The following is a 21143-nucleotide window of genomic DNA, read 5'->3' on the forward strand; positions in this document are numbered from 1 at the left end:
CCCCGGGTTCCCGCCCGAGCGGTGCGCTCCGCCGTACGCGTTAAGGTTTTCGGATCCATCCGCTTTTCACCCAGAGTGAGGTACGGCAATGACGCAGGACCACACCACCGCACCGGACGCCGCGCCGGCGAACCCGGCACCCTGGCGCCCCACGCGTACGGTGGCCGTGATCCTCGCCGGGGGCACCGGGACCCGCCTCGGCCTGGGCATCCCCAAGCAGCTGCTGAAGATCGCCGGTAAGCCGATCATCGAGCACACCCTCGCCGTCTTCGAGGCCGCGCCGGAGATCGACGAGATCATCGTGCTGATGGCCACCGGCCACGTGGGCGACGCGGAGCGGATCGTGGCCGACGCCGGCTTCCGCAAGGTCACCAAGGTGATCGAGGGCGGCGAGACCCGCAACGACACCACCCGGATCGCGCTCGACGCGGTCGGCGAGGGCGACGTCAACATCCTCTTCCACGACGCGGTCCGCCCGCTGGTGAGCGCCCGCATCGTGCGAGAGTGCGTGAACGCGCTCTGGTCCTACGCCGCGGTCGACGTGGCGATCCCCTCCGCCGACACGATCATCCAGGTCGACGCGGACGACTGCATCACCGACATCCCGGTCCGCTCCCGCCTGCGCCGCGGCCAGACCCCGCAGGCGTTCCGCTCCGGCACCATCCGGGAGGCGTACCACCGCGCCGAGGGCGACCCCGACTTCGCCGCCACCGACGACTGCGGCGTGGTGCTGCGCTACCTGCCGGGCACGCCGATCAAGGTGATCGACGGCTCGGACGAGAACATCAAGGTCACCCACCCGGTCGACGTGCACCTGGCCGACAAGCTCTTCCAGCTCGCCGCCGCCCAGGCCCCCCGGCTGACCCACGGCGGCTACGCCGAGGAGCTGACCGGCCGGACCATCGTGGTCTTCGGCGGCAGCTACGGCATCGGCCACGACCTGGCCGAGCTGGCCCGCCGCTACGGCGCCCAGGTGTTCCCGTTCAGCCGCTCCACCACCGGCACCCACGTCGAGCGCGCCGAGGACGTGGCCGCCGCGCTGAAGACCGCGTTCGAGGCGACCGGCCGGATCGACTACGTGGTGGTCACCGCCGGCATCCTGGAGAAGGGCGCGCTCGCCGAGATGGACGACGAGACGATGGACCGACTCCTGCACGTCAACTTCGTCGGTCCGGTCACCATCGCCCGCCAGTCGCTGCCCTACCTCCAGCAGACCAAGGGCCAGCTGCTGCTCTACACGTCCAGCTCCTACACCCGGGGCCGGGCGCGCTACGCGCTCTACTCGGCCACCAAGGCCGCGCTGGTCAACCTGACCCAGGCGCTCGCCGACGAGTGGGCGGAGTTCGGCGTACGGGTCAACTGCGTCAACCCGGAGCGCACCGCCACCCCGATGCGGACCCGGGCGTTCGGCGAGGAGCCGGAGCACACGCTGCTCTCCTCCGAGGCGGTCGCCCAGGCCTCCCTGGACGTGCTGATCTCCGAGCTGACCGGCCAGGTGGTCGACGTGCGCCGGGCCCCCGGCGAGCAGGTGGCCGCCGCCGTACCGGCCCAGCCGGGCCCGCACCGGTCCGAACTGTCCGCCGACGCCTGAACTCGACAGGACGTGCCAGATGCGTGGTGACCTGGTTCGCAAGCTGCTCGCCCGGGTGCTGACCACCGGGCTGGCGGTGCTGGCCTTCCTCGTCGTGGCGCTCACCGGCGCCACCGGCTGGGGTCTGGCCCTGGCCGGCGCGGCACTCGCCGCCACCGCCTGGGAGCGCCGGGTCCGGCCGTCCGCCGACGGCCTCGCCGAGACGGTGCTCGTCGCCGCCGGCATCCTGGTCGGCTACGCCCGGCGTCTCGACGACGGCTTCGACCCCGCGCTGGCCGCCGCCGCGCTGGTGCTGCTCGGCCTGGTGCTGCTGGTCGGACCGCTGCGCCAGGCCGGCGCGCTGGAGATCCGGGCGGCGAACCTCCCGGTCCGCACCTGGACGCCAGTGGTCGCCGCCCGGCTCGGCGACGCGCTGCTGGTGCTGCTCGCCGTGGTGGCGCTCGCCGCCGCCCTGACGATGCCGGCCTGGACGGCGTTGGCCGCCGCGCTGCTGGTCGGCGCCGGCTGCGGAGCGGTCGCGTTGGACCTCGCCCGGCGCCGGTTCCGCCCGCCTGCCGGCGGTGGGCCGGTCGGCCGGGCGTTGCGCCGCCACCAACCCGAGTTCGTGCTGCACTTCTCCGCGCCGCCCGGCTCGGAGTACCAGGTCACCATGTGGCTGCCGTACCTGCAACGGATCGGCCGCCCGTTCCTGGTGGTGCTGCGCGAACCGGAGCTCCTGCCCACGGTGGCCGCCGCGACCCGCGCCCCGGTGGTCCTCTGCCCCACGCTGAAGGCGCTGGACGAGGCGCTGGTGCCCAGCCTGCGGGTGGCGTTCTACGTCAACCACGGCGCGAAGAACGCCCACGTGATCCGGTTCAACCAGCTCACCCATGTGCAGCTGCACCACGGCGACAGCGACAAGGCACCCAGCGCCAACCCGGTGTCGGCGATCTTCGACAAGATCTTCGTGGCCGGGCAGGCGGCGATCGACCGGTACGCCCGGGCCGGGGTGGACATCCCCGCCGACAAGTTCGTCGTGGTCGGCCGCCCGCAGGTCGAGGCCATCGAGGTACGCCGGGAGCCGGTCCTCGCCTCGGCGCACCCGACCGTCCTCTACACCCCCACCTGGACCGGACACCACGCCGACGCGAACTACTGCTCACTGCCGGTGGCCGAGACGCTGATCCGCCGGCTGCTCGACCGGGGGGCGACGGTGATCCTGCGCGCCCACCCGTACACCGACAAGAACCCCGCCTCGGCGCGGCAGCTCGCCCGGCTCACCGAACTGCTCGCCGCCGACCGGGCGCGGACCGGCCGGTCCCACCTGTGGGGCGCGGCGGCGGCCCGGGAACTGACGCTGACCGAGTGCGTCAACCGCGCCGACGCGCTGGTCTCGGACGTCTCCGGGGTCATCTCCGACTGGCTCTACTCCGGCAAGCCGTACGCGGTCACCGACACCGGCGCCGACGGGGAGCACTTCGTCGAGCGGTTCCCGCTGGCCGCCTCCGGCTACGTGCTGCGTCGCGACATGTCCAACGTGGACGAGGTGCTGGGCGCGCTGCTCGACACCGACCCGAAGGCCGCGGAGCGGTGGGCGGCCCGCACCCGCTACCTCGGCGACTTCCCGGCCGACCGGTACGCCGAGACGTTCCTCGCCGCCGCCCGCCGCGAGCTGGAGCCCGACTGGGCCGTGCCGGTCCCCCGCGCCGCCGTCTGAGGAGTGTTCCCGCTCAGGTGATCGCCGGCGACGGCCGCCCGTGATTCAGCGCGTGCGGCGGTAGCGCAGGGCGACCACGCCGTTACGGAGCGGCTCCGCCGAGAGCAGCTCGAGCCGGCGCGTGCCGGGCAGCCCGCCCTGGTGCAGCGTCGGGCCGTGGCCGGCGATCCTGGGATGGACGAGCATCTGATACTCGTCGATCAGGTCCAGCCGGTCGAGCTCGGTCGCGAGCCTGCCGCTTCCGAGGAGGACCCCGGCCGGGGTCTGGTCCTTGAGCCTCTGCACCCCGTCGCGCAGATCACCGGCGATGTGGTGGCTGTTGGTCCACGGGAAGTCCCGGCGCGTCGACGACACCACGTACTTGGGTTTGGCCTCCAGCCTGACCGCCCACTCGCGCTCGGCGGGCGGCGCCTGCTCGTCGCGGGCCACGGCCGGCCAGTAGCTCTCCATCATCTCGTAGGTGACGCGCCCCCACAGCATTGCCCCGGCCTCGTCCATGAGACGGGTGAAGAAGGCGTGCGTCTCGTCGTCGGCGATCCCCTCCCGGTGGTCGACGCAACCGTCCAGGGTGAGGTTGAGGCTGAAGATGAGCGCTCCCATGGCCGGCGAGTCTAGCCAGGACGGCGTCGGCCCGGGCGGACGTCGCCGGCTCGACACCCACGACCCGGACGGTTCACACATCCACGCCCGTCGCGCGCCGCCAACCAGGCGTACCGCCGGTCGTCGATGACGGCGACGCCCTGGTTCACAGGTAGGCGTCCAGCAGGGCGAGCACCGCCGCCGGGTCCTCCACGTGCGCGTTGTGGCCCAGCCCGGGCAGTGTCGCCACCGGCACACCCAGCTCCTTGAGCTGCGCGTCGCTCACCATCGGGTCCAGCTCGCCGCGGGCCAGCAGCACCGGTACGTCGGTGGCGGCCAGCAACGCGGGCAGCTGCGGCTCCCCCACCGCGAACGCGGCCGGGTCCATCGCCAGCCGCCAGCGGGCGTCCTCCCGGCGCAGCCCCGCGTCGACCACCGGATGGTCGGGGGCGAACAGTCCGGCGAGCCCGGAGACGCGCAGGTAGCGGCGGGCCGCCTCGTCCCGGCTGGCGAACCAGGTCACCGGCCGCGCGGCCAACTCGGCCGCCTTCGCCAGCTCCGCCGGCGACCAGACCACCTTGATGCCGAGGCCGACCACCGCGTCGACGGGCAGGCCCCGCTGCCGGGCGGCCAGCGCCAGCGCCACCACGCCCCCGAGCGAGTGCCCGAGCAGCACCAGCCGGTCCCGCGGACCGAATCGCTCGGTGACCGGCCCCAGCCCCTCCACCAGGCGCTGCGCCAGGCCCGCGAAGGAGTAGCCGGACAGCGGTGGCGACCAGCCGTGGCCGGCCAGGTCGGGGGCGAGCCATCGGCCGGGCCAGCGCCGCTCCAGCAGCGGCGCCCAGGGCAGCCACACCTCGCCGGTGGCACCCATGCCGTGCAGGAGCACCAGGTGACGGGTCCCCGTCGTATCGCCCATACGGCGCAGTCTGCCACCGGACGGACACGACGCGCGAGAGCCGACGCCTCCCGCAACCGTGGCACCCGCCGCCGGCGCGTCCGTCACCACGGGACGTCTTCCGGAGATTCGTCGACGATCGCGCCCTCGCCTCGGGCCCGCCGCCGGGAGACGGCCACGGGCGCGGGCCGTGCTTCGTGGGCGTTGCCCGGCCTCGGACGGAACGGACGTCTGGTATGGCGTGACACACCGATGGCGTTCCACTCGCGGCCTCGGCTCACGGTGGGTGGAACGGGGTGCGTGTCTACCGGACCGGGATGCACCCATGACGTTCCACCGACGGGGCTGGCGGGCGCTGGGTGGAACGTCATGGGTGTCTCCGCGGCCGGGATGCACCCATGGGGTTCCACTGGTCGGGTTGGCGGCCGCTGGGTGGAACGCCATGGGTGTCTCCGCGGCCGGGATACACCCATGACGTTCCACCGACGGGGCTGGCGGCCGCTGGGTGGAGCGTCACGGGTGTCTGCGGGTGTCCGGATGCACCCGTGGGCTTTCACCCGGGCGCGTGGGATGCGGTGGGGTGTCCGGTTCGGTGGTGGTGGGCGGCACCCTGGACGCGGAATCGGCGGCGGGTCGGCGGCGTTGTAGACGGGTGAACGACCGAGCAGGCAGCGAGCCCCCGAGCCGCCGCCCCGCCCACGGGAATGACGGTGGGCGGACGGTCGTTACACATCATCCGGCGCCGCGTGCAGGCCCCCCGCCCCGCGAGCCAGCCGGACATCCCCGGCCCCGTGAGCTGACCCCCCAGCCCTCACGAGCCAGCCGGATCCCCCTTCAAGACTTTTCGAGCGCCTGACGGTGCCCACACCCCCCCGGGTGTGTTGACCCCCGAATGGAGCCCCCTCATGAACACGATCCTGCGCAAGAGCATCCTCGGTATCGCTGGTCTGGCCTTCACCGGTGGCGTCTTCGCCGGTCCGATCGCCGCCCACACCGACACCCCCGCCCACGCCGCCGCCAAGCCCGTCGCGGTCGCCACCGTGCAGGGCGAGCAGTCGACCATCACCCTGAACGACGAGCAGACCGCCAACGCCAAGGCGATCATCGCCGCCACGAAGAAGGCCGGCCTGCCCGAGCGGGCCGCGGTCATCTCGATCGCCACCGCCCTGCAGGAGTCGAAGCTGGAAAACCTCGGCCACCTCGGCGACAAGAATGACCACGACTCGCTGGGCCTGTTCCAGCAGCGCCCGTCGAGCGGTTGGGGCACGCCGGAGCAGATCACCGACCCCGAGTACTCCACCCTGGCCTTCCTCAAGGGCCTGAAGCAGGTCGACGGCTGGGAGAAGATGCCCCTGACCGACGCCGCCCAGACCGTCCAGGTCTCCGCGTACCCGGACGCCTACGCGCAGTGGGAGAAGCAGGCCACCGACATCGTGGCCCAGCACTGGACCAAGTAAGACCCACGCGAAAGGCCGGCACCCCCAACAGGGTGCCGGCCTTTCGCGCGTCGTAAAAGGCGTCAGGCGGAGTAGCCGCGCGTCGCCATCCAGTTCGCCAGATCGATGGTGGTGACCCAGTACGAGGGCAGCGACGGGTCGGCCGAGTCGGCGATCCGGACGGTCCGGCCGTCGTTCTTGTAGCCGACCACCGCGATGTAGTGACCGCCCGGGAACGAGTGCCAGCCGCCGTTGGTGTCGGTGGCGTCGCCGGCGACGTTGGCGACGACCGCGCGGCCGTTGCTGACCGCCGTGACCACGTCGGCCTGGAGCCGGTCCATCTGGGCCGGGGTGGCCGCGCCCGGGATCATGCGGGTCCGGTACGGGTTGCCCTTGACCTGCTGGTTGAGCACGCGCGTGGTGTCCTCGGCCGAGTTGGTGCCCATCTCGGTGGTGCCGAGGGCGACGGCGAGCGTGTCCTGGCTCCGCTCGATGCCGTTGGCGCTGAGCGCGTTGCGCACCGCGGCCGGGCCGCAGTAGTAGTAGGTGGTCTGCGCCTGGTAGTCGTAGTCGAGCACCTTGCTCGCCGGCGGCTTCGGCTTGGGCTTCGGCTTGGTGTCCGGGTCGGTGGTGGCCTTGGCCGCCGGCTTCGCCGAGGGCGAGGCGGTGGGTGCGGCGCTGGGTGAGGCGCTCGGCGAGGGGACGGCGATGCGGGCCTCACCGCGGCTGGCGGCCTCGCCGAGGCGGGAGCCGAGTTCGGCGACCGCGACGGTGTTCTCCGACCGGGACGGGGTGTCGTCGGTGGCGGCGAGGGCGACACCGGTGCCGCCGGCCAACACGAGGGCGGCGGCCGAACCGGCGATGATCTGGTACGGGCGCTCGGTGGCGAGACGCCGCAGCTGACGCTTCAGGTGGTGCTTCACGGGTTCCTCCAGGGCGTGAGCGGCACACGCCGGCCCCCGCGCGGAGGACTTCACGCGCGTTCGACGGGGCGGGACGGCCGCTGGACGGGGCACCCGGACAGCCGGGCGCACACGGGGGGTCGGGTGGGCGTCGCCGTCAGGCGAGCGCCGGCACCACCGGGCCGTGGAGGTGGGGGGACGATCGGGGGGTGGTTCGCACGAGGAATGAAACTCCTTCCGTGGCCGCCGACCGGGTTAGCTGACGGATTCGGGCGGGAAGTACGCCCTACCGCGGGCCGTGGCTCGCGGATTCACCCCGGTGTTGCTGTGGGTCCCCGGTTCGTATGCACGATTAGGCGGGTCGGTGCGGCGTCGCCGTCTGCGATCGAAAACCGCACCGGACGCGCCGACACTACCGGTGGGTACGCCTCAAGCCAAGCGCTCCCACCTGCGTAAACGTCGTCCGCGACTACGGATATCGGAACAGCCGGTTACTGACTTCACTCAATGGGGGCAAGGGTTCGAGCCGGCATCGGAAGGCGAAAAGCGGGCATTCGACCGGCCGACGCCCCGCAATTGTCGGGTCCGCTGACCGGTTGTGCGTCGAGCGCCCGTTTCCGGGCCGCACGTGAGCGGGCTCACCGCATTCGGGTAACGATTCGGTGGAGACGCCACTCAGCCGACCCGGGCCGGCCGCCAGCGGGCGCCGCGGACGACGGTGGGCACCGGGACTCGGCTGGCCGACGCGACGCGGGGGGCGGGCGACGGCCGCACCGCGGCGGCCGCCGCGTAGGTCTCGGCGGCCAGCGTCCGCGCCGCGTCGGCGGCGAGCTCCGCGTCCCGCCAGGCCTGTCGCTCCCGCTCGGCGCCCGCCTCCCAGGCCGCCCGTCGGCCGTCGCGGATCGTCCGGGCCAGCACGATCTCCTGCTCAGCCGGATGGCGACGCGGGTCCCACCCGTTGCGGTGGGCCAGCACGTCCGCGAGCTGCCGGGCGGTCAGGTCGCCCCGCCAGTGCGCCGCCATGGCGGCGTGGTGCAGCCAGCGCTCCCGCGCCGCGTACTCGGACGGGGTGTGTGGCGTGCGCGGCGCGGGCAGCGCGGCGGCGCCGGCCAGGCGGCGGGCGGCCGCCTCCGCCTCGTCGAAGGCCGCCCAGGCCCGCTCCGCCTCGTCCTGGACGACCAGCCACCGCTCGCGTCGCCGGCGGGCGGTCTGGGCGGCTCCGGCGGCGGCCACCGCCACCTCGTCGGCGTAGCGGGCGAGGTCCGCCCGGTGCAGCGCCTCCGCGTCGACCGGATCGGGTTCGAGGTCCGCCGCGCCGTCGCGGTCGGGGCGGGCGACGAGCACGGCGAGCAGGCCGAAGGCGGACACGAGCAGGGCCGACCAGATCGCGGCGGCCTCGGGGACGGCGGTGAGGAAGTGGTAGAGAACGGTCTGCGACATGGTCGGCACCTCACGGAGAAGACGTGGCGGGAAGGTCGCACGCCGGTCGGGGCGGGGCGCGGCCGCGGAACGGGCGCCGCCGGGCCGCCGAGGCGGGTGCGGGGTGAGGTTCGGTGGGTGCGGGGACGGGCCGGGGACCGCCCGTGCGGTCAGCGGGCGGGCGGGGCCCGGGGGCCGACCGGCGCCGGGTGCCGACCGGCCGGGACCGGCTCCCGGTGGCCGGGCCGCGCGACCGCGTCCCGGGGCGCGGGCTCCGGGACGCCGGTGGAGGGGGCCGGCCGCTCGGCGACGTCGACACGGCCCGGCCGCGCGGCGACCGGCGTGTCAGTCGGGGTACGCGACGTCAGGCCGACGGCCGGGCCGGCCGGTGTCGGGGCGGCCGTGGCGACCCCGGCGGGCAGTGTCGTAGCGCCGAGCGAGCAGGCGACGACCACGGCCAGGCTGGCCAACATGCGTGCCGCCCAGCGCGCCACCCACCACACGGGACAGGTAAGCGCGATCGGAAGCACGGGTACAAATTACCGCCGATCCCACCGCCGCGCACTCTCGGTCGGCGTGTCGTGACACCACCGACCAGGGTGGACGCGCCTCAGTCGGGGCCACGCCGCCCGGCGTACTCGATCGGGGTGGGGGTGCCGGCGTCGGCGGGTGACCTCGGCGCCGGCACGGACCGCGCCGGCGCGGCGGCGGCCGGCGTGGGGCGGGGCCGGCGCGGGCCGAGACGCCGCATCATCGGCACCTCCACCCAGCGGTGCAGGGCGGCGGCGAGCGCCAGGTTGAGCAGCAGGAAGCCGAGCACCGCGAGCGGGCCCCGCCACCCGGGCAGCCCGGTGCCCCAGTCGCCGGTGAGCCGCAGCACGGTCACCATGACCAGCACGTGGACCAGGTAGAAGGCGAAGGAGACCTCGCCCAGCCAGACCATCGTGCGGGACCGCCAGGGGGTCCACCGGCCCCGCACGTCGGCCTGCGCCGCCGCGGTGATCACCAGCAGGTACGCCACCGCGAGCAGCGCCGCCCAGAACTCGGCCCGGACCCAGAACGCGGCGACCACCCAGGTGCCGACGAAGAGCAGGCTGGCCACGGTCAGGTCGGGGCCGCGCCAGCGGTTGCGGCGCATCAGCTCTGCGGCGGCCGCGCCCATCCAGAACTCGAAGGACCGGGTGACCGGGAAGATCTGGGTGAACCACCACCGCTGCTCCTCGGGCACCAGCTGCTGCCCGGGCCACAGGGCGAGGATGAGCAGCGGCGCGGCGACCAGCACGACCCGCAGCGCCCGGGTACGGGCCCGACGCAGCCACGGCACCGCGAGCGGCAGGCACAGGTAGAAGGCCAGCTCGCAGGAGAGCGACCAGCTCACGTTGTTGACGCTGTAGAAGTAGCCGCCGAACGGTATCCACGCCTGGACCAGGAGGAGGTTGCCGAGGGCGGCCAGCCGCGGCACCGGGTCGGCGAACCAGGCCGCCACGGCCAGCGCCGCCAGGAAGGTGACCACGTGGTTCGGGTAGATCTTGGCGACCCGGCGCCACAGGAACGTCCGCCCCGGCTCGCCGTCGCGGTACGACCAGACCAGCACGAATCCACTGAGGATGAAGAAGAACTCGACCCCGGACAGGCCCAGGCTGAACGCCTTGTCGACCACCGCCTTGAGATCCGGCTCGGCGACGATCCGCATGGTGCCCGCGTGGAAGCCGAAGACCAGCAGAGCGGCGACCCAGCGCAACCCGGTCAGCGACGGCAGGCGCGGAGCGCGGGTGGTGGTCGGCGCACTGGTCATTCCGGGCACCCTACCCGCCGGGAGGAGCGGGGTGCCGAGGCCCGGCCGGGCCCCGGCGGGCGGCGGATAGGATTTCCGTTCCTGCCCGAGCGGACGCCCACCCGGCCCGCCGGACACGCCGTGCCAGTACGGAAGGTGACCAACCGGATGCACCAGCGGATCCTGCTCCGCGCCCGCAAGGGCCCGTTCGACGTCCTCACGCCGGAGGAGACGTTCGCCGGCAACTGGATCGGCGACAACACGGGCAACCTGGTCTTCAGCCACGCCGCGCACAAGCTGCTGGCCACCTCCACGGCGGAGATCACCGCGACCCGCAGCCCGGCCGACCCGCGCCTCGCCGACGAGATCAACGAACGGTACGACGTGTTCGTGGTCCCGCTGGCCAACGCCTTCCGCCGCAGCTTCGTGCACCGCCTCACCCCGATGACCCGGCTGATCGAGCGCCTGAAGATCCCGGTGGTGGTCCTCGGGGTCGGCGTGCAGACGAACGTCGACGGCGACCGGGAGTACCTGCGGCAGATCGACGAGCCGGTCAGCGCGTTCTGCCGGGCCGTGCTCGACCGGTCGCACAGCATCGGCGTACGCGGCGAGGTGACCGAGAGCTACCTGCGGACGCTCGGCTTCTCCGCGGTGGAGCAGATCGGCTGCCCGTCGATGTTCCTGCACGGCGACGCGTTCCGGCTGGACAAGCCCCGGGCCGAGCTGAGCACCGACGACCGGGTCGCGCTGACCATCTCCCCGTACGTCGCCTCGATGGCCGCCGTCGTCCGCCACCACCGGGAGCGCTACCCGAACCTCTGCTACGTGCCGCAGGACCTGCGCACCCTGGGCACCCTGCTCTACGGCGACGCGCCCGAACACCGGGGCAAGAGCGGCGAGATGCCGCTGCACACCTCGCACCCCCTCTTCGTCGAGGACAAGGTGCGGATGTTCGTCGACCCGTGGACCTGGATGGCGCACCTGGCCGACTACGACTTCGCCTTCGGCACCCGGATCCACGGCACCATCACCGCGCTGATCTCCGGCACCCCCGGCTACCTCTTCGCGCACGACTCGCGCACGCTGGAACTGGCCCGCTACTTCGACATCCCGCACCGGATCATGCGGGACGTGCCCGCCGACGTCGACGCCGCCGACCTCTACGCGGAGGCCGACTACACCGCGCTCAACTCCGGCCACAAGGCCCGCTTCGCGACGATCACCGCGTTCCTGGCCAAGCACGACCTCGGCACGTCGTTCGCCGACGGCGACAGCGCCGCCCGGTTCGACCAGCGGGTCCGCGAGACGGTGTTCCCGCCGGCCGTCCGACCGGTCGGCGCCGCCCCGCGCGAGGAGCTGCTGACCCGCATCGAGCGGCTGCGCGACGACAACCGCGCGCTCGCCGACACCGTCGACGCGCTGCGCGCCCAGGGGCTGCGCGAGCGGATCAAGCAGGCCGTACCGGGCCCGGTCCGCCGGATGCTGGGCCGCTGACCGTCGTACGCCTGTTCGATTCCGGGGTACGATCGGCGGCGTGTCCGACGTCGCGTACCAGCCCTCGATGCTCGACCTGGCCGAGCAGGGCCCGACCCTGGGCCCGCTCGCCGGGCCGACCGGGCCGCGCCGCTACGAGCTGAGCCGGGGCGCCTGGGTCGACCACCTGCCCGGCTGGGTGCGCGGCTCCGACGCGGTGCTCGACACGCTGCGGCGCGACGTCCCGTGGCGGGCCGAGCGCCGCACCATGTACGACACCGAGGTCGACGTGCCACGCCTGCTCTGCTGGTATGCCGCCGGCCGCCCGCTGCCGCACCCGGTGCTCACCGCCGCGCGCGACGCCCTGACCCGGCACTACGCGCCCGAACTGGGCGAGCCGTTCGTCACCGCCGGCATGTGCCTCTACCGCGACGGCCGGGACAGCGTCGCCTGGCACGGCGACACCCAGGGCCGCTCCGCGCACACCGACACGATGGTGGCGATCGTCTCGTTCGGCTCCCCCCGTCAGTTGCTGCTGCGTCCGCGCGGCGGCGGTGGCACCAGCCTGCGCTTCCCCCTCGGTCACGGCGACCTGGTGGTGATGGGCGGCTCCTGCCAGCGCACCTGGGAGCACGCCGTGCCGAAGACCGCCCGCCCGGTCGGCCCCCGGGTCAGCGTCCAGTTCCGACCCGCCGGGGTGGCCTGACCACCGGCCCGGGACCTCTCGTGGGCCGACTCCGTGCTAGAAACAACTCCCAGGGTCGATCACGCCCCCGTCACCCGACGACGGAAAGGGCGACCGATGACCCAGTCCCCCACCACCCGCCGGTCCCCGTGGGCCCTGCACGGCGACGGCCGCTCGGTACGCCCCGGCGACGTGGTCCGCCCCGACGAACGGCTCTCCTGGCCGCGCACCGTCGGCGTGGGCGTGCAGCACGTGGTCGCCATGTTCGGCGCCACCTTCACGGTTCCGCTGATCACCGGCTTCCCGCCGGCCACCACGCTCTTCTTCTCCGGCATCGGCACGCTGCTGTTCCTGCTGATCACCGGCAACCGGCTGCCGTCGTACCTCGGGTCGTCGTTCGCGTTCATCGCGCCGGTCCTGGCGGCCAAGACCGGCGGCGGGATCGGCGCCGCGCTCGGCGGCATCGTCGTCGCTGGCGTCGCGCTCGCCCTGGTCGGCGTGGTGGTCCACCTGGCCGGCGCCCGCTGGATCGACGCGCTGATGCCCCCGGTGGTCACCGGCGCGATCGTCGCGCTGATCGGCCTGAACCTCGCGCCGGTCGCCTGGGACGGCGGCGGCGCCGGCACCGGCGTCAAGGCGCAACCGCTGATCGCCCTGGTCACCCTGGCCGCGATCCTGGTCACCACCGTCGTCTTCCGCGGTTTCCTGGCCCGGCTGTCGATCCTGCTCGGCGTGGTGGTCGGCTGGGTGCTCGCCGCGCTGACCGGTCAGCTCGACCAGCAGGCGGTCAGCGGGTTGCGGCAGGCCGCCTGGGTGGGGCTGCCGGAGTTCCACACGCCGAGCTTCAGCCTCCGGGCCGTGGTCCTGGTCATCCCGGTGATCCTGGTGCTGATCGCGGAGAACGCGGGGCACGTCAAGGCGGTCGCCGCGATGACCGGCCGCAACCTCGACCGGGACATGGGCCGCGCTTTCCTCGGCGACGGCGTCGCCACCGTGCTCGCCGGCTCCGGCGGCGGCTCCGGCACCACCACGTACGCGGAGAACATCGGCGTGATGGCCGCCACCCGGGTCTACTCGACGGCCGCCTACTGGGTGGCCGGCGGCACCGCGATCCTGCTCGGGCTCTGCCCGAAGTTCGGCGCGCTGATCCTCACCGTGCCGGCCGGCGTGCTCGGCGGGGCCACCACCGCGTTGTACGGCTTGATCGCCATCCTGGGGGCCCGGATCTGGATCGAGGGGCGGGTCGACTTCCACGACCCGGTCAACCTGCTGACCGCCGCGGTCGCGGTGATCGTCGGCGCCGCCAACTACACGCTCACCGCCGGGGACCTGTCCTTCAACGGCATCGCCCTGGGCACCGCCGCCGCGCTGGTGATCTATCACGGCATGCGCCTGATCGCCCGCCTGCGCGGCACCACCCCGGAGTCCCGCCGAGGCCCCGAACCCGAACTCTGACCGGAAGCCGGCCGGGTCGGCCGGGCCGAGGCGAGTCGGCCGGGCCGAGGCGGGTCGGCCGGGCCGAGGCGGGTCGGCCGGGCCGAGGCGGGTCGGCCGGGCCGGACCGGGCCGGCTCCGCAGGGCCGGGGCCGCGGCGGCGCGCCTGCGCGAGGAACAGGTGCTCCGGGACCGGGACACCCACGGCTTCTCCCGCGGGACGGTTGACCATCGTCGGCCGATATACCGCTGAGTCATACTTATGACCCAGCGGTATATCGCTCTCTGGTGGTGTGCTCGCCCGCGCGGCTACCGACGGTGAGCATTCCGCCCGACGGCTGCCGCCCGTGCCCGATGCGGGCACCGGTCGCGGGTCGGTTCGGCCGGTCGAGGATGGCGCTGAACCGCTGCTCGGCGAGGCCGAGCCCCGCCGGGCGGGCGGGTGTGGGTCAGTCGCGGTCGATGTGGTGGCCGACCACGGTGGGGCCGAGCATCACGGCGAAACCGGAGCCGTCGCGACGCGGGTCGGCCGGCGGCAGCTCCACCGGGTCACCGTTGGCCGTGGCGCCCACCGGGCGGGGGCCGATCCAGGCCACCGACAGGTCCGTCTCACCCTTGAGGAACCGCTGGGCCCGTACGCCGCCGGTCGCCCGGCCCTTCGCCGGATAGGCCTTGAACGGCGTCACCTTCACCGTGGCGCCGGTCGAGGTGACCACCATCGGCTCGCCATGCGTCGCGTCGTCGGTGCGGACCGCGCCGAAGAAGACCACCCGAGCGCCGGCCGGCAGGCTGATGCCGGCCATCCCGCCCCCCTTGGGACCCTGCGGCCGGACCAGGGACGCCGGGAAACGCAGCAGCGCAGCCTCTGAGGAGACGAACGCCAGCGTCTCGGCGGCGTCGGTCAGCCAGGTCGCCCCGACCACCTCGTCGCCGTCACGCAGCGAGATCACCTCGAACTCGTCCGAGCGGACCGGCCAGTCCGGCGCGCAGACCTTCACCACGCCCTGCCGGGTGCCGAGCGCCAGGCCGGGTGACCCCGGCGCGGACGGACCCAGCGGGGCCAGCCCGACGACCGTCTCCCCCGGCTCCAACGGCACCAGCTCGGCGGCCGACATGCCGCCGCGCAGCGACACGGTGCCGGACTGCTCCGGCAGCACCGGCAACGGCAGGACGTCGATCTTGAACGCCCGGCCGGCGCTGGTCACCACCAGCACCCGGCCGCGGGCCGTGGAGTGGACGACGGCGCGTACCGCGTCGTGCTTGACCCGGCCGCTGCGCCGGCGCGCCTCGGCGGCCTCCTCCGACTCGGCCGCGGTGCGGGCCACCAGGCCGGTGGCGGAGAGGATCACCTGGCACGGGTCGTCGGCGACCTCCAGCGGGCCGGCCGGCACCGATGCCGCGAGGACCTCCTTGAGATCGCCGTCGACGAGCGTGGTGCGCCGCTCGGCGCCGAACTGCTTGACCACCGCGGCCAGCTCGTCCGAGACCAGCTTCCGCAGCACCTTCGGGTCGTCGAGGATCTTCGACAGCTCGGCGATCTCGCCGCGCAGCTTCTCCTGCTCCGCCTCCAGCTCCAGCCGGTCGTACCTGGTGAGCCGACGCAGCGGGGTGTCCAGGATGTAGCCGGCCTGAATCTCGGAGAGCTTGAACTTCTGCATCAGGCCGTCCTTGGCCGCCTGGGCGTCCTCGCTCGCCCGGATCAGCTTGACCACCCGGTCGATGTCGAGCAGCGCGACCAGCAGGCCGTCGACCAGGTGCAGCCGCTCCTCCCGCTTGCGCTTGCGGTAGGAGCTGCGGCGGGTCACCACCTCGTAGCGGTGCGACAGGAACACCTCGAGCAGCTCCTTGAGCCCGAGCGTGCGCGGCTGGCCGTCCACCAGCACCAGGTTGTTCACGCCGAACGACTGCTCCAGCGGGGTGAGCCGGTAGAGGTCGGCCAGCAGCGCCTGCGGGTTGACGCCGACCTTGCACTCGACGACGAGGCGGGTGCCGTTCTCCCGGTCGGTCAGGTCCTTGACGTCGGCGATGCCGGTCAGCCGCTTGGTCTTGTTGACCTCGTTGGTGATGGCCGCGATGACCTTCTCGGCGCCCACGCCGTAGGGCAGCTCGGTGACGGTGATGGCCTGCCGGCCGCGGCTGCCCTCCAGCGGACCGATCTGCACCCGGCCGCGCATCCGCACCACGCCGCGCCCGGTCTCGTACGCCCGGCGCACCTCGTCCAGGCCGAGCAGCAGCCCGCCGGTGGGCAGGTCTGGCCCGGGCACGAACTCCATGAGCTTGTCCAGCGTGGCGTCCGGGTGGTTGATCAGCCAGCGGGCGGCCTGCACCACCTCGCCCAGGTTGTGCGGGATCATGTTGGTCGCCATGCCGACCGCGATCCCGGACGCGCCGTTGACCAGCAGGTTCGGGAAGGCCGCCGGCAGCACGGTGGGCTGGGTCAGCGAGCCGTCGTAGTTGGGCTCGACGTCGACGGTGTCCTCACCCAGCTCGCCGGTGAGCAGCATCGCCTCCCGCGACATCCGGGCCTCGGTGTAGCGCGCCGCCGCCGGTCCGTCGTCCGGGGACCCGAAGTTGCCGTGCCCGTCGATGAGCGGGACGTTGAGCGAGAAGTCCTGCGCCAGCCGCACCATCGCGTCGTAGATCGCGGTGTCGCCGTGCGGGTGGTACTTGCCCATGACGTCACCGACGATCCGGGCGCTCTTGACGTGGCCCCGGTCCGGGCGGTGGCCCTGCTCGTACATCGACCAGAGGATGCGCCGGTGCACCGGCTTGAGCCCGTCCCGGGCGTCCGGCAGAGCCCGGGAGTGGATGACCGAGAACGCGTACTCCAGGTAGGAGTCCGAGACCTCGGTGACCAACGGGTTGTCGAAGACCCGGGCGCCGGCCTGGTCGAAGGCGGAGAGGTCCGCCTTGGCGCGGTCGTCCTTGCGGCGTGCCATGGTGCAGCTTCCTTCCGAAACGAACCCGAGGGTCAGGCGTCGATGGCGTCGCGGTCGACGCGGTCGGCGGAGTCGATCAGCCAGTTGCGACGTGGCTCGACCTTCTCCCCCATGAGCAGTTCGAGGATCCGCTCGGCGGCCTCGACGTCGTCGAGCGTGATCCGCCGGACCGCCCGGGTGGCCGGGTTCATGGTGGTGTCCCAGAGCTCGTCGGCGTCCATCTCACCGAGGCCCTTGAAGCGCGGGATCGGGGTGACGATCTGCTTGCCGGCCTTCTCCAGCTTGCGGACCGTCGCCTCCATCTCGGCCTGGGTGTAGGTGTAGACGGTCTGCGGGTTGCGCCCCCTGGTGGTGATCTTGTGCAGGGGCGGCATCGCCGCGTAGAGCCGGCCGGCCTCGATCAACGGTCGCATGTAACGGGCGAAAAGCGTGATCAGCAGCGTCCGGATGTGCGCGCCGTCGACGTCCGCGTCGGCCATGATCAGGACCCGGCCGTAGCGCATCGTGGACAGGTCGAACGTGCGGCCGGAGCCGGCTCCCAGCACCTGCACGATCGCGGCGCACTCGGCATTGTCCAGCACCTGCTGGAGGTTGGCCTTCTGCACGTTGAGGATCTTGCCGCGGATGGGCAGCAGCGCCTGGTATTCCGAGGAGCGGGCCATCCGGCTCGTACCCAACGCGCTGTCGCCCTCCACGATGAACAGCTCGCTGCGCTCGACGCCGGTGGCCCGGCAGTCGACCAGCTTCGCCGGCATCGCCGCGCCCTCCAGCGCGGTCTTGCGGCGGGCGGCGTCCTTCTGCTGCTTCTGGGTGAGCCGGACCCGGGCCGCGTCGACGATCTTCTGGAGCACCGTGCGGGCCTCGGCCTTGGTGCGGCGGTCCTCCAGCCAGCTCTTGAGGTGCGCCTCGACCAGGCCCTGGAGCACCTTGGTGATGCCGGCGGTGGACAGCTCGTCCTTGGTCTGCGAGGTGAACTGCGGCTCCGGGATGCGCACGTGCACCACCGCGGTCATGCCCTCCAGGACGTCGTCCAGGGTGGGCGCGTCCTCCTTGGGCTTGAGCAGGCCGCGGGTGGCGCGGGCGGCGTCGGCCAGGGTGCGGGCCAGGGCCCGCTCGAAGCCCTTGCGGTGGGTGCCGCCGTGGGCGTTGCGGATGGTGTTGGTGAAGCACTCGACGGTGCGTTCGTAGCCGGTGCCCCAGCGGAACGCGATCTCGACCTCGGCCCGGCGCTGCACGTTGGACTGCATCACGCCGTTGGCGTCGGCGGCGTTCTCGCGGTAGGTGCCCTCGCCGGTGACCAGCAGCGTGCCGGAGACCGGGCGGTCTCCGGCCGGGGAGAGGAACTCCACCATGTCGGTGAGGCCGTCGGGGAAGTGGAAGCGCTCCTCGACCGCCTCCTCGCCGGTCTCGTCGCGCAGCCGGTAGGCCACGCCGGGGACCAGGAAGGCGGTGTTGCGCAGCTTGAGCCGGACCGCCTCGGTGTCGAGCGCGGCCCCGGTCTCGAAGTAGCGGGGGTCGTGCCACCAGCGGATCGACGTGCCGGTGCGCTGGCCGCGCTTCATCGCGCCGACGATCTGCAGGCCGGGGCCGGGGGTGAACGGCGCGTCGGGGCCGTCGCCGTCGAAGATCCCTGGTACGCCGTGGCGGAACGACATGGCGTGGACCTTGCCGCCCCGGCGGACGGTGACGTCGAACCGGCGGGAGAGCGCGTTGACCGCGGAGGCGCCCACGCCGTGCAGGCCGCCGGAGGTCTTGTAGCCCGAACCGCCGAACTTGCCGCCGGCGTGCAGCCGGGTCAGCACCAGCTCGACGCCGGAGATGCCGGACTTGGCGTGCACGTCGGTGGGGATGCCCCGGCCGTCGTCGTCGACCTGGACCGAGCCGTCGGCGTGCAGGATCACGTCGACCTTCGTGGCGTGACCCGCGACACCCTCGTCGGTCGAGTTGTCGAGGATCTCGTTGACGAGGTGACCCACGCCACGACTGTCGGTCGACCCGATGTACATGCCGGGGCGTTTGCGGACGGCGTCGAGCCCCTCCAGGTGGGTGAGGTCGTCGGCGCCGTAGAGCGTCTCAGGCTGTGCGGTCAACTGGTCGTACTCCCAGGTCTCGGCGGTGGTGGTGCCGTTCACCGTGTGATCCCCCACGGCGATCGCCGGGCGCGGCGCGCCGGAGCGAGCCTAGCCCGGCGCTCCGACAGGTCCGTGTCACCGGGTGCGGTGCGTTGTCCGGTTACCCTGCGGGCCGGGTCGGTGCCGCCACCTGAGCCGGTGGCACCCGGAGCGGGGAGGCGTCCATGCACGTCAACGACACGAGCCAGGGATCGTCTTCCCGGCCGTCGGCCGAGGACGACGCGATCGGCCGGTTCGAGCGGCTCTACGCGGAGGCCGAGCGGGGTGCGGCCGAGGTGCCCTGGGACCTGGCGGCGCCGCATTCCCTGCTCGCGGAGTGGACCGCACGGGTGCGCCCGGACGGGTCCGGCCGCCGCGCGGTGGTGGTCGGGTGCGGCTTCGGCCGGGACGCCGAGCACCTGACCGGCCTCGGGTTCACGACGGTGGCCTTCGACGTCTCCCCGACCGCGGTGCGGGCGGCGCGGCGGCGGCACGCCGGATCGCCGGTCCGCTACGAGGTGGCCGACCTGTTCGACCCGCCGGCTGACTGGGCGGGCGGCTTCGACCTGGTGCTGGAGAGCATGAACGTGCAGGCGTTGCCGGTCGGGCTGCGCGCGCGGGCCACAGCCGCGGTGGGGCGGCTGGTGGCGCCGCGCGGGATGCTGCTGGTGATCGCGGCGGGCCGGCGCCCCGGCGACGCGGTGGACGGTCCGCCGTGGCCGCTGACCCGCGCCGAGGTCGAGTCGTTCGCCGCGGCGGGGCTCACGCCGGGGCCGGTCGAGGAGATCACCGCGCCGGACGGCGGGCTGCGGTGGCGCGCGGAGTTCCACCGTTCCTGAGCCGGTGTCGGGCCATTGACGCCCGTCACACGCCCGTGATCTGATCGCCTCCTTGAAGAATCTTTCACGTTTCGATGTGTGAGGGGGAGGTCGGGCATGTCCGTGTTCCGTCGTACCGTGCTCGCGGCGGCGATGGCCGCCGCCGCGGTGGCGCTGCCGGCCGCCGTGGCGCCGGCCCCGCCCGCCGCCGCGGCGCTGCCCACCGCAGCGGTGGCGTTGGGTGACAGCTTCATCAGCGGCGAGGGCGCCGGGGCGTACGCGCCGGTGGTCGACGTCAACGGGGTGGCCCAGGGCTTCCCCGGCTGGTCGGCGGCGAACGCCAACGCCTACTTCTGCCACCGCTCGCCGAACGCCTCACTGTTCCGGGCCGAGCTGCCGGGCATCGCCGCCCGCTTCAACCTGGCCTGCTCGGGCGGGCAGCCGTACGACATCGCCAACGCCTCGGCCACCCGGGCGAAGGGTCGGCAGGTGGCCGCCCAGCTCGACCAGCTGCGGGCGGTGGCGCAGACCCACGACATCGACCTGGTGCTGGTCGGCCTCGGCTCGAACAACAGCTCGTTCACCTTCGGCAGCGTGGCGGAGAAGTGCGCCAACCGGTTCATCGCCGACGCGTGGACCGGCTGGTGGGAGTTCTGGGCGTACCTGGGCGGCCCGGTGGAGCAGAAACCGTGCAGCGACGCCGACCTGGGCACGGCGGCGCAGTTCTCCGCCGCGACCGCGGAGACCACCGCCGCGCTGCGGCAGCTGCTCACCACGCTCGACCAGGTCGACGCCGACGGCCAGCACCGGGTGGTGTTCCAGGACTACACCAACCCGCTGCCGTACGAGCTGGACCAGAGCTACTGGAGCGAGGACAGCCGGGACGACACCCGGGACAAGTTCCGCGCCCTGGGCGCCGAGCGGTACGCGGCCGGCTGCCCGATCCACCGGGCCAGCCTGGCGCCCGGCCAGCGGTTCTCCCAGGGGCTCGGCACGCTGGTCAGTTCGGTGCGTGGCACGCTGGCCGCCGAGTTCCCGACCGACGACCTGGTCTACCTCAACGTGCAACGCGCGTTCGACGGCGCCCGGCTCTGCGAGTCGGCGGGGAGCCCGGCGAACGCCCTGGCCACCCCGATCCGCCTGATGGACGGCCCGACCGGCGTCTTCGTCACCAGCCTCTCCGGCTACGACAAGCTCGACATCCAGCGGATCGCGAACGCCTGCGGCACCTACTTCCAGACCTGCCAGGAGTCGTGGCACCCGAGCGCCGCCGGCCACCAGGTGCTCGGCCGGTGCCTGAGCGGCGCGGCGGCGACCGGCGCCCGCAGCGTGTCCTGCGTCCGCGCCCCGGACGGCACGGTCAGCGTCGGCTGACCCCGGTCGCCCGG

At 73.3% G+C, this 21143-nt stretch carries 16 protein-coding genes and 1 riboswitch; of the genes, 8 read left to right on the forward strand and 8 right to left on the reverse strand.

Annotated features, from left to right (window positions below; genetic code table 11):
* Positions 1-88: 88 nt before the first annotated feature.
* The gene (locus COO58_RS15715; protein WP_098745496.1) at positions 89-1591 is read left to right on the forward strand and encodes a bifunctional cytidylyltransferase/SDR family oxidoreductase; all 1503 of its coding nucleotides are present in this window, start codon (positions 89-91) and stop codon (positions 1589-1591) included.
* A 19-nt stretch (positions 1592-1610) separates the two neighbouring features.
* A complete protein-coding gene (locus tag COO58_RS15720; protein ID WP_098745498.1) occupies positions 1611-3287 on the forward strand; it encodes a CDP-glycerol glycerophosphotransferase family protein in 1677 nt (558 codons plus the stop codon).
* Positions 3288-3332: 45 nt separating this feature from the next.
* Here COO58_RS15720 and COO58_RS15725 read toward each other — a convergent pair whose 3' ends face one another.
* A complete protein-coding gene (locus COO58_RS15725) occupies positions 3333-3887 on the reverse strand; it encodes a dihydrofolate reductase family protein (RefSeq protein WP_098745499.1) in 555 nt (184 codons plus the stop codon).
* 145 nt (positions 3888-4032) lie between these two features.
* On the reverse strand, positions 4033-4785 hold the full coding sequence (locus tag COO58_RS15730) for an alpha/beta fold hydrolase (RefSeq protein WP_098745501.1): 753 nt from the start codon (positions 4783-4785) through the stop codon (positions 4033-4035).
* An 884-nt stretch (positions 4786-5669) separates the two neighbouring features.
* On the opposite strand from COO58_RS15730, the gene COO58_RS15735 reads away from it, so the two are divergent.
* The gene (locus tag COO58_RS15735) at positions 5670-6221 is read left to right on the forward strand and encodes a hypothetical protein (RefSeq protein ID WP_098745502.1); all 552 of its coding nucleotides are present in this window, start codon (positions 5670-5672) and stop codon (positions 6219-6221) included.
* Positions 6222-6283: 62 nt separating this feature from the next.
* On the opposite strand, the gene COO58_RS15740 is transcribed toward COO58_RS15735, so the two are convergent.
* The 4 genes from COO58_RS15740 to COO58_RS15755 all read right to left on the reverse strand — a co-directional run bounded on the left by COO58_RS15740 (position 6284) and on the right by COO58_RS15755 (position 10316).
* Positions 6284-7123, reverse strand: coding sequence for a C39 family peptidase (locus COO58_RS15740; protein WP_098745504.1), 840 nt, complete (start codon positions 7121-7123; stop codon positions 6284-6286).
* Positions 7124-7331: 208 nt separating this feature from the next.
* Positions 7332-7471, reverse strand: a riboswitch (cyclic di-AMP (ydaO/yuaA leader).
* Positions 7472-7777: 306 nt separating this feature from the next.
* Positions 7778-8542 (reverse strand): hypothetical protein, encoded by a 765-nt coding sequence (locus COO58_RS15745; RefSeq protein ID WP_098745506.1) that lies wholly within the window; start codon positions 8540-8542, stop codon positions 7778-7780.
* Positions 8543-8691: 149 nt separating this feature from the next.
* Positions 8692-8994 (reverse strand): hypothetical protein, encoded by a 303-nt coding sequence (locus COO58_RS15750; protein ID WP_255292638.1) that lies wholly within the window; start codon positions 8992-8994, stop codon positions 8692-8694.
* Between the two features lie 137 nt (positions 8995-9131).
* Positions 9132-10316, reverse strand: coding sequence for an acyltransferase (locus COO58_RS15755; protein ID WP_098745509.1), 1185 nt, complete (start codon positions 10314-10316; stop codon positions 9132-9134).
* Between the two features lie 147 nt (positions 10317-10463).
* On the opposite strand from COO58_RS15755, the gene COO58_RS15760 reads away from it, so the two are divergent.
* The 3 genes from COO58_RS15760 (at position 10464) to COO58_RS15770 (ending at position 13908) form a co-directional block, all read left to right on the forward strand.
* On the forward strand, positions 10464-11789 hold the full coding sequence (locus COO58_RS15760) for a polysaccharide pyruvyl transferase family protein (RefSeq protein ID WP_098746384.1): 1326 nt from the start codon (positions 10464-10466) through the stop codon (positions 11787-11789).
* A gap of 40 nt (positions 11790-11829) precedes the next feature.
* On the forward strand, positions 11830-12474 hold the full coding sequence (locus tag COO58_RS15765) for an alpha-ketoglutarate-dependent dioxygenase AlkB (protein WP_098745510.1): 645 nt from the start codon (positions 11830-11832) through the stop codon (positions 12472-12474).
* A gap of 96 nt (positions 12475-12570) precedes the next feature.
* Positions 12571-13908: a uracil-xanthine permease family protein gene (locus COO58_RS15770; RefSeq protein ID WP_098745512.1), complete on the forward strand. Its 1338-nt coding sequence runs from the start codon at positions 12571-12573 to the stop codon at positions 13906-13908.
* A gap of 428 nt (positions 13909-14336) precedes the next feature.
* On the opposite strand, the gene COO58_RS15775 is transcribed toward COO58_RS15770, so the two are convergent.
* Both COO58_RS15775 and COO58_RS15780 read right to left on the reverse strand, forming a co-directional pair.
* The gene (locus tag COO58_RS15775; RefSeq protein WP_098745513.1) at positions 14337-16826 is read right to left on the reverse strand and encodes a DNA topoisomerase (ATP-hydrolyzing) subunit A; all 2490 of its coding nucleotides are present in this window, start codon (positions 16824-16826) and stop codon (positions 14337-14339) included.
* 32 nt (positions 16827-16858) lie between these two features.
* Positions 16859-18958, reverse strand: a complete 2100-nt coding sequence (locus COO58_RS15780; protein WP_172967818.1) for a type IIA DNA topoisomerase subunit B — start codon at positions 18956-18958, stop codon at positions 16859-16861.
* A gap of 164 nt (positions 18959-19122) precedes the next feature.
* Here COO58_RS15780 and COO58_RS15785 point away from each other — a divergent pair, with 164 nt between their 5' ends.
* Both COO58_RS15785 and COO58_RS15790 read left to right on the forward strand, forming a co-directional pair.
* Entirely contained in the window at positions 19123-19776 is a 654-nt protein-coding gene (locus tag COO58_RS15785; protein ID WP_091578634.1) for a bifunctional 2-polyprenyl-6-hydroxyphenol methylase/3-demethylubiquinol 3-O-methyltransferase UbiG, read from the forward strand.
* 96 nt (positions 19777-19872) lie between these two features.
* Positions 19873-21129, forward strand: coding sequence for a hypothetical protein (locus COO58_RS15790; RefSeq protein WP_091578637.1), 1257 nt, complete (start codon positions 19873-19875; stop codon positions 21127-21129).
* Positions 21130-21143: the final 14 nt, after the last annotated feature.

This window comes from Micromonospora sp. WMMA1996 (assembly GCF_002573675.1).
Lineage (GTDB): Bacteria > Actinomycetota > Actinomycetes > Mycobacteriales > Micromonosporaceae > Micromonospora > Micromonospora sediminicola.

What these genes read in the sequence shown, in the direction of transcription:
- COO58_RS15755 (WP_098745509.1), bottom strand. Translation starts at nt 10,316, where the DNA reads ATGACCAGTGCGCCGACCACCACCCGCGCTCCGCGCCTGCCGTCGCTG.
- COO58_RS15785 (WP_091578634.1), top strand. Translation starts at nt 19,123, where the DNA reads ATGCACGTCAACGACACGAGCCAGGGATCGTCTTCCCGGCCGTCGGCC.
- COO58_RS15730 (WP_098745501.1), bottom strand. Translation starts at nt 4,785, where the DNA reads ATGGGCGATACGACGGGGACCCGTCACCTGGTGCTCCTGCACGGCATG.
- COO58_RS15725 (WP_098745499.1), bottom strand. Translation starts at nt 3,887, where the DNA reads ATGGGAGCGCTCATCTTCAGCCTCAACCTCACCCTGGACGGTTGCGTC.
- COO58_RS15770 (WP_098745512.1), top strand. Translation starts at nt 12,571, where the DNA reads ATGACCCAGTCCCCCACCACCCGCCGGTCCCCGTGGGCCCTGCACGGC.
- COO58_RS15735 (WP_098745502.1), top strand. Translation starts at nt 5,670, where the DNA reads ATGAACACGATCCTGCGCAAGAGCATCCTCGGTATCGCTGGTCTGGCC.
- COO58_RS15715 (WP_098745496.1), top strand. Translation starts at nt 89, where the DNA reads ATGACGCAGGACCACACCACCGCACCGGACGCCGCGCCGGCGAACCCG.
- COO58_RS15760 (WP_098746384.1), top strand. Translation starts at nt 10,464, where the DNA reads ATGCACCAGCGGATCCTGCTCCGCGCCCGCAAGGGCCCGTTCGACGTC.
- COO58_RS15775 (WP_098745513.1), bottom strand. Translation starts at nt 16,826, where the DNA reads ATGGCACGCCGCAAGGACGACCGCGCCAAGGCGGACCTCTCCGCCTTC.
- COO58_RS15790 (WP_091578637.1), top strand. Translation starts at nt 19,873, where the DNA reads ATGTCCGTGTTCCGTCGTACCGTGCTCGCGGCGGCGATGGCCGCCGCC.
- COO58_RS15745 (WP_098745506.1), bottom strand. Translation starts at nt 8,542, where the DNA reads ATGTCGCAGACCGTTCTCTACCACTTCCTCACCGCCGTCCCCGAGGCC.
- COO58_RS15720 (WP_098745498.1), top strand. Translation starts at nt 1,611, where the DNA reads ATGCGTGGTGACCTGGTTCGCAAGCTGCTCGCCCGGGTGCTGACCACC.
- COO58_RS15750 (WP_255292638.1), bottom strand. Translation starts at nt 8,994, where the DNA reads ATGTTGGCCAGCCTGGCCGTGGTCGTCGCCTGCTCGCTCGGCGCTACG.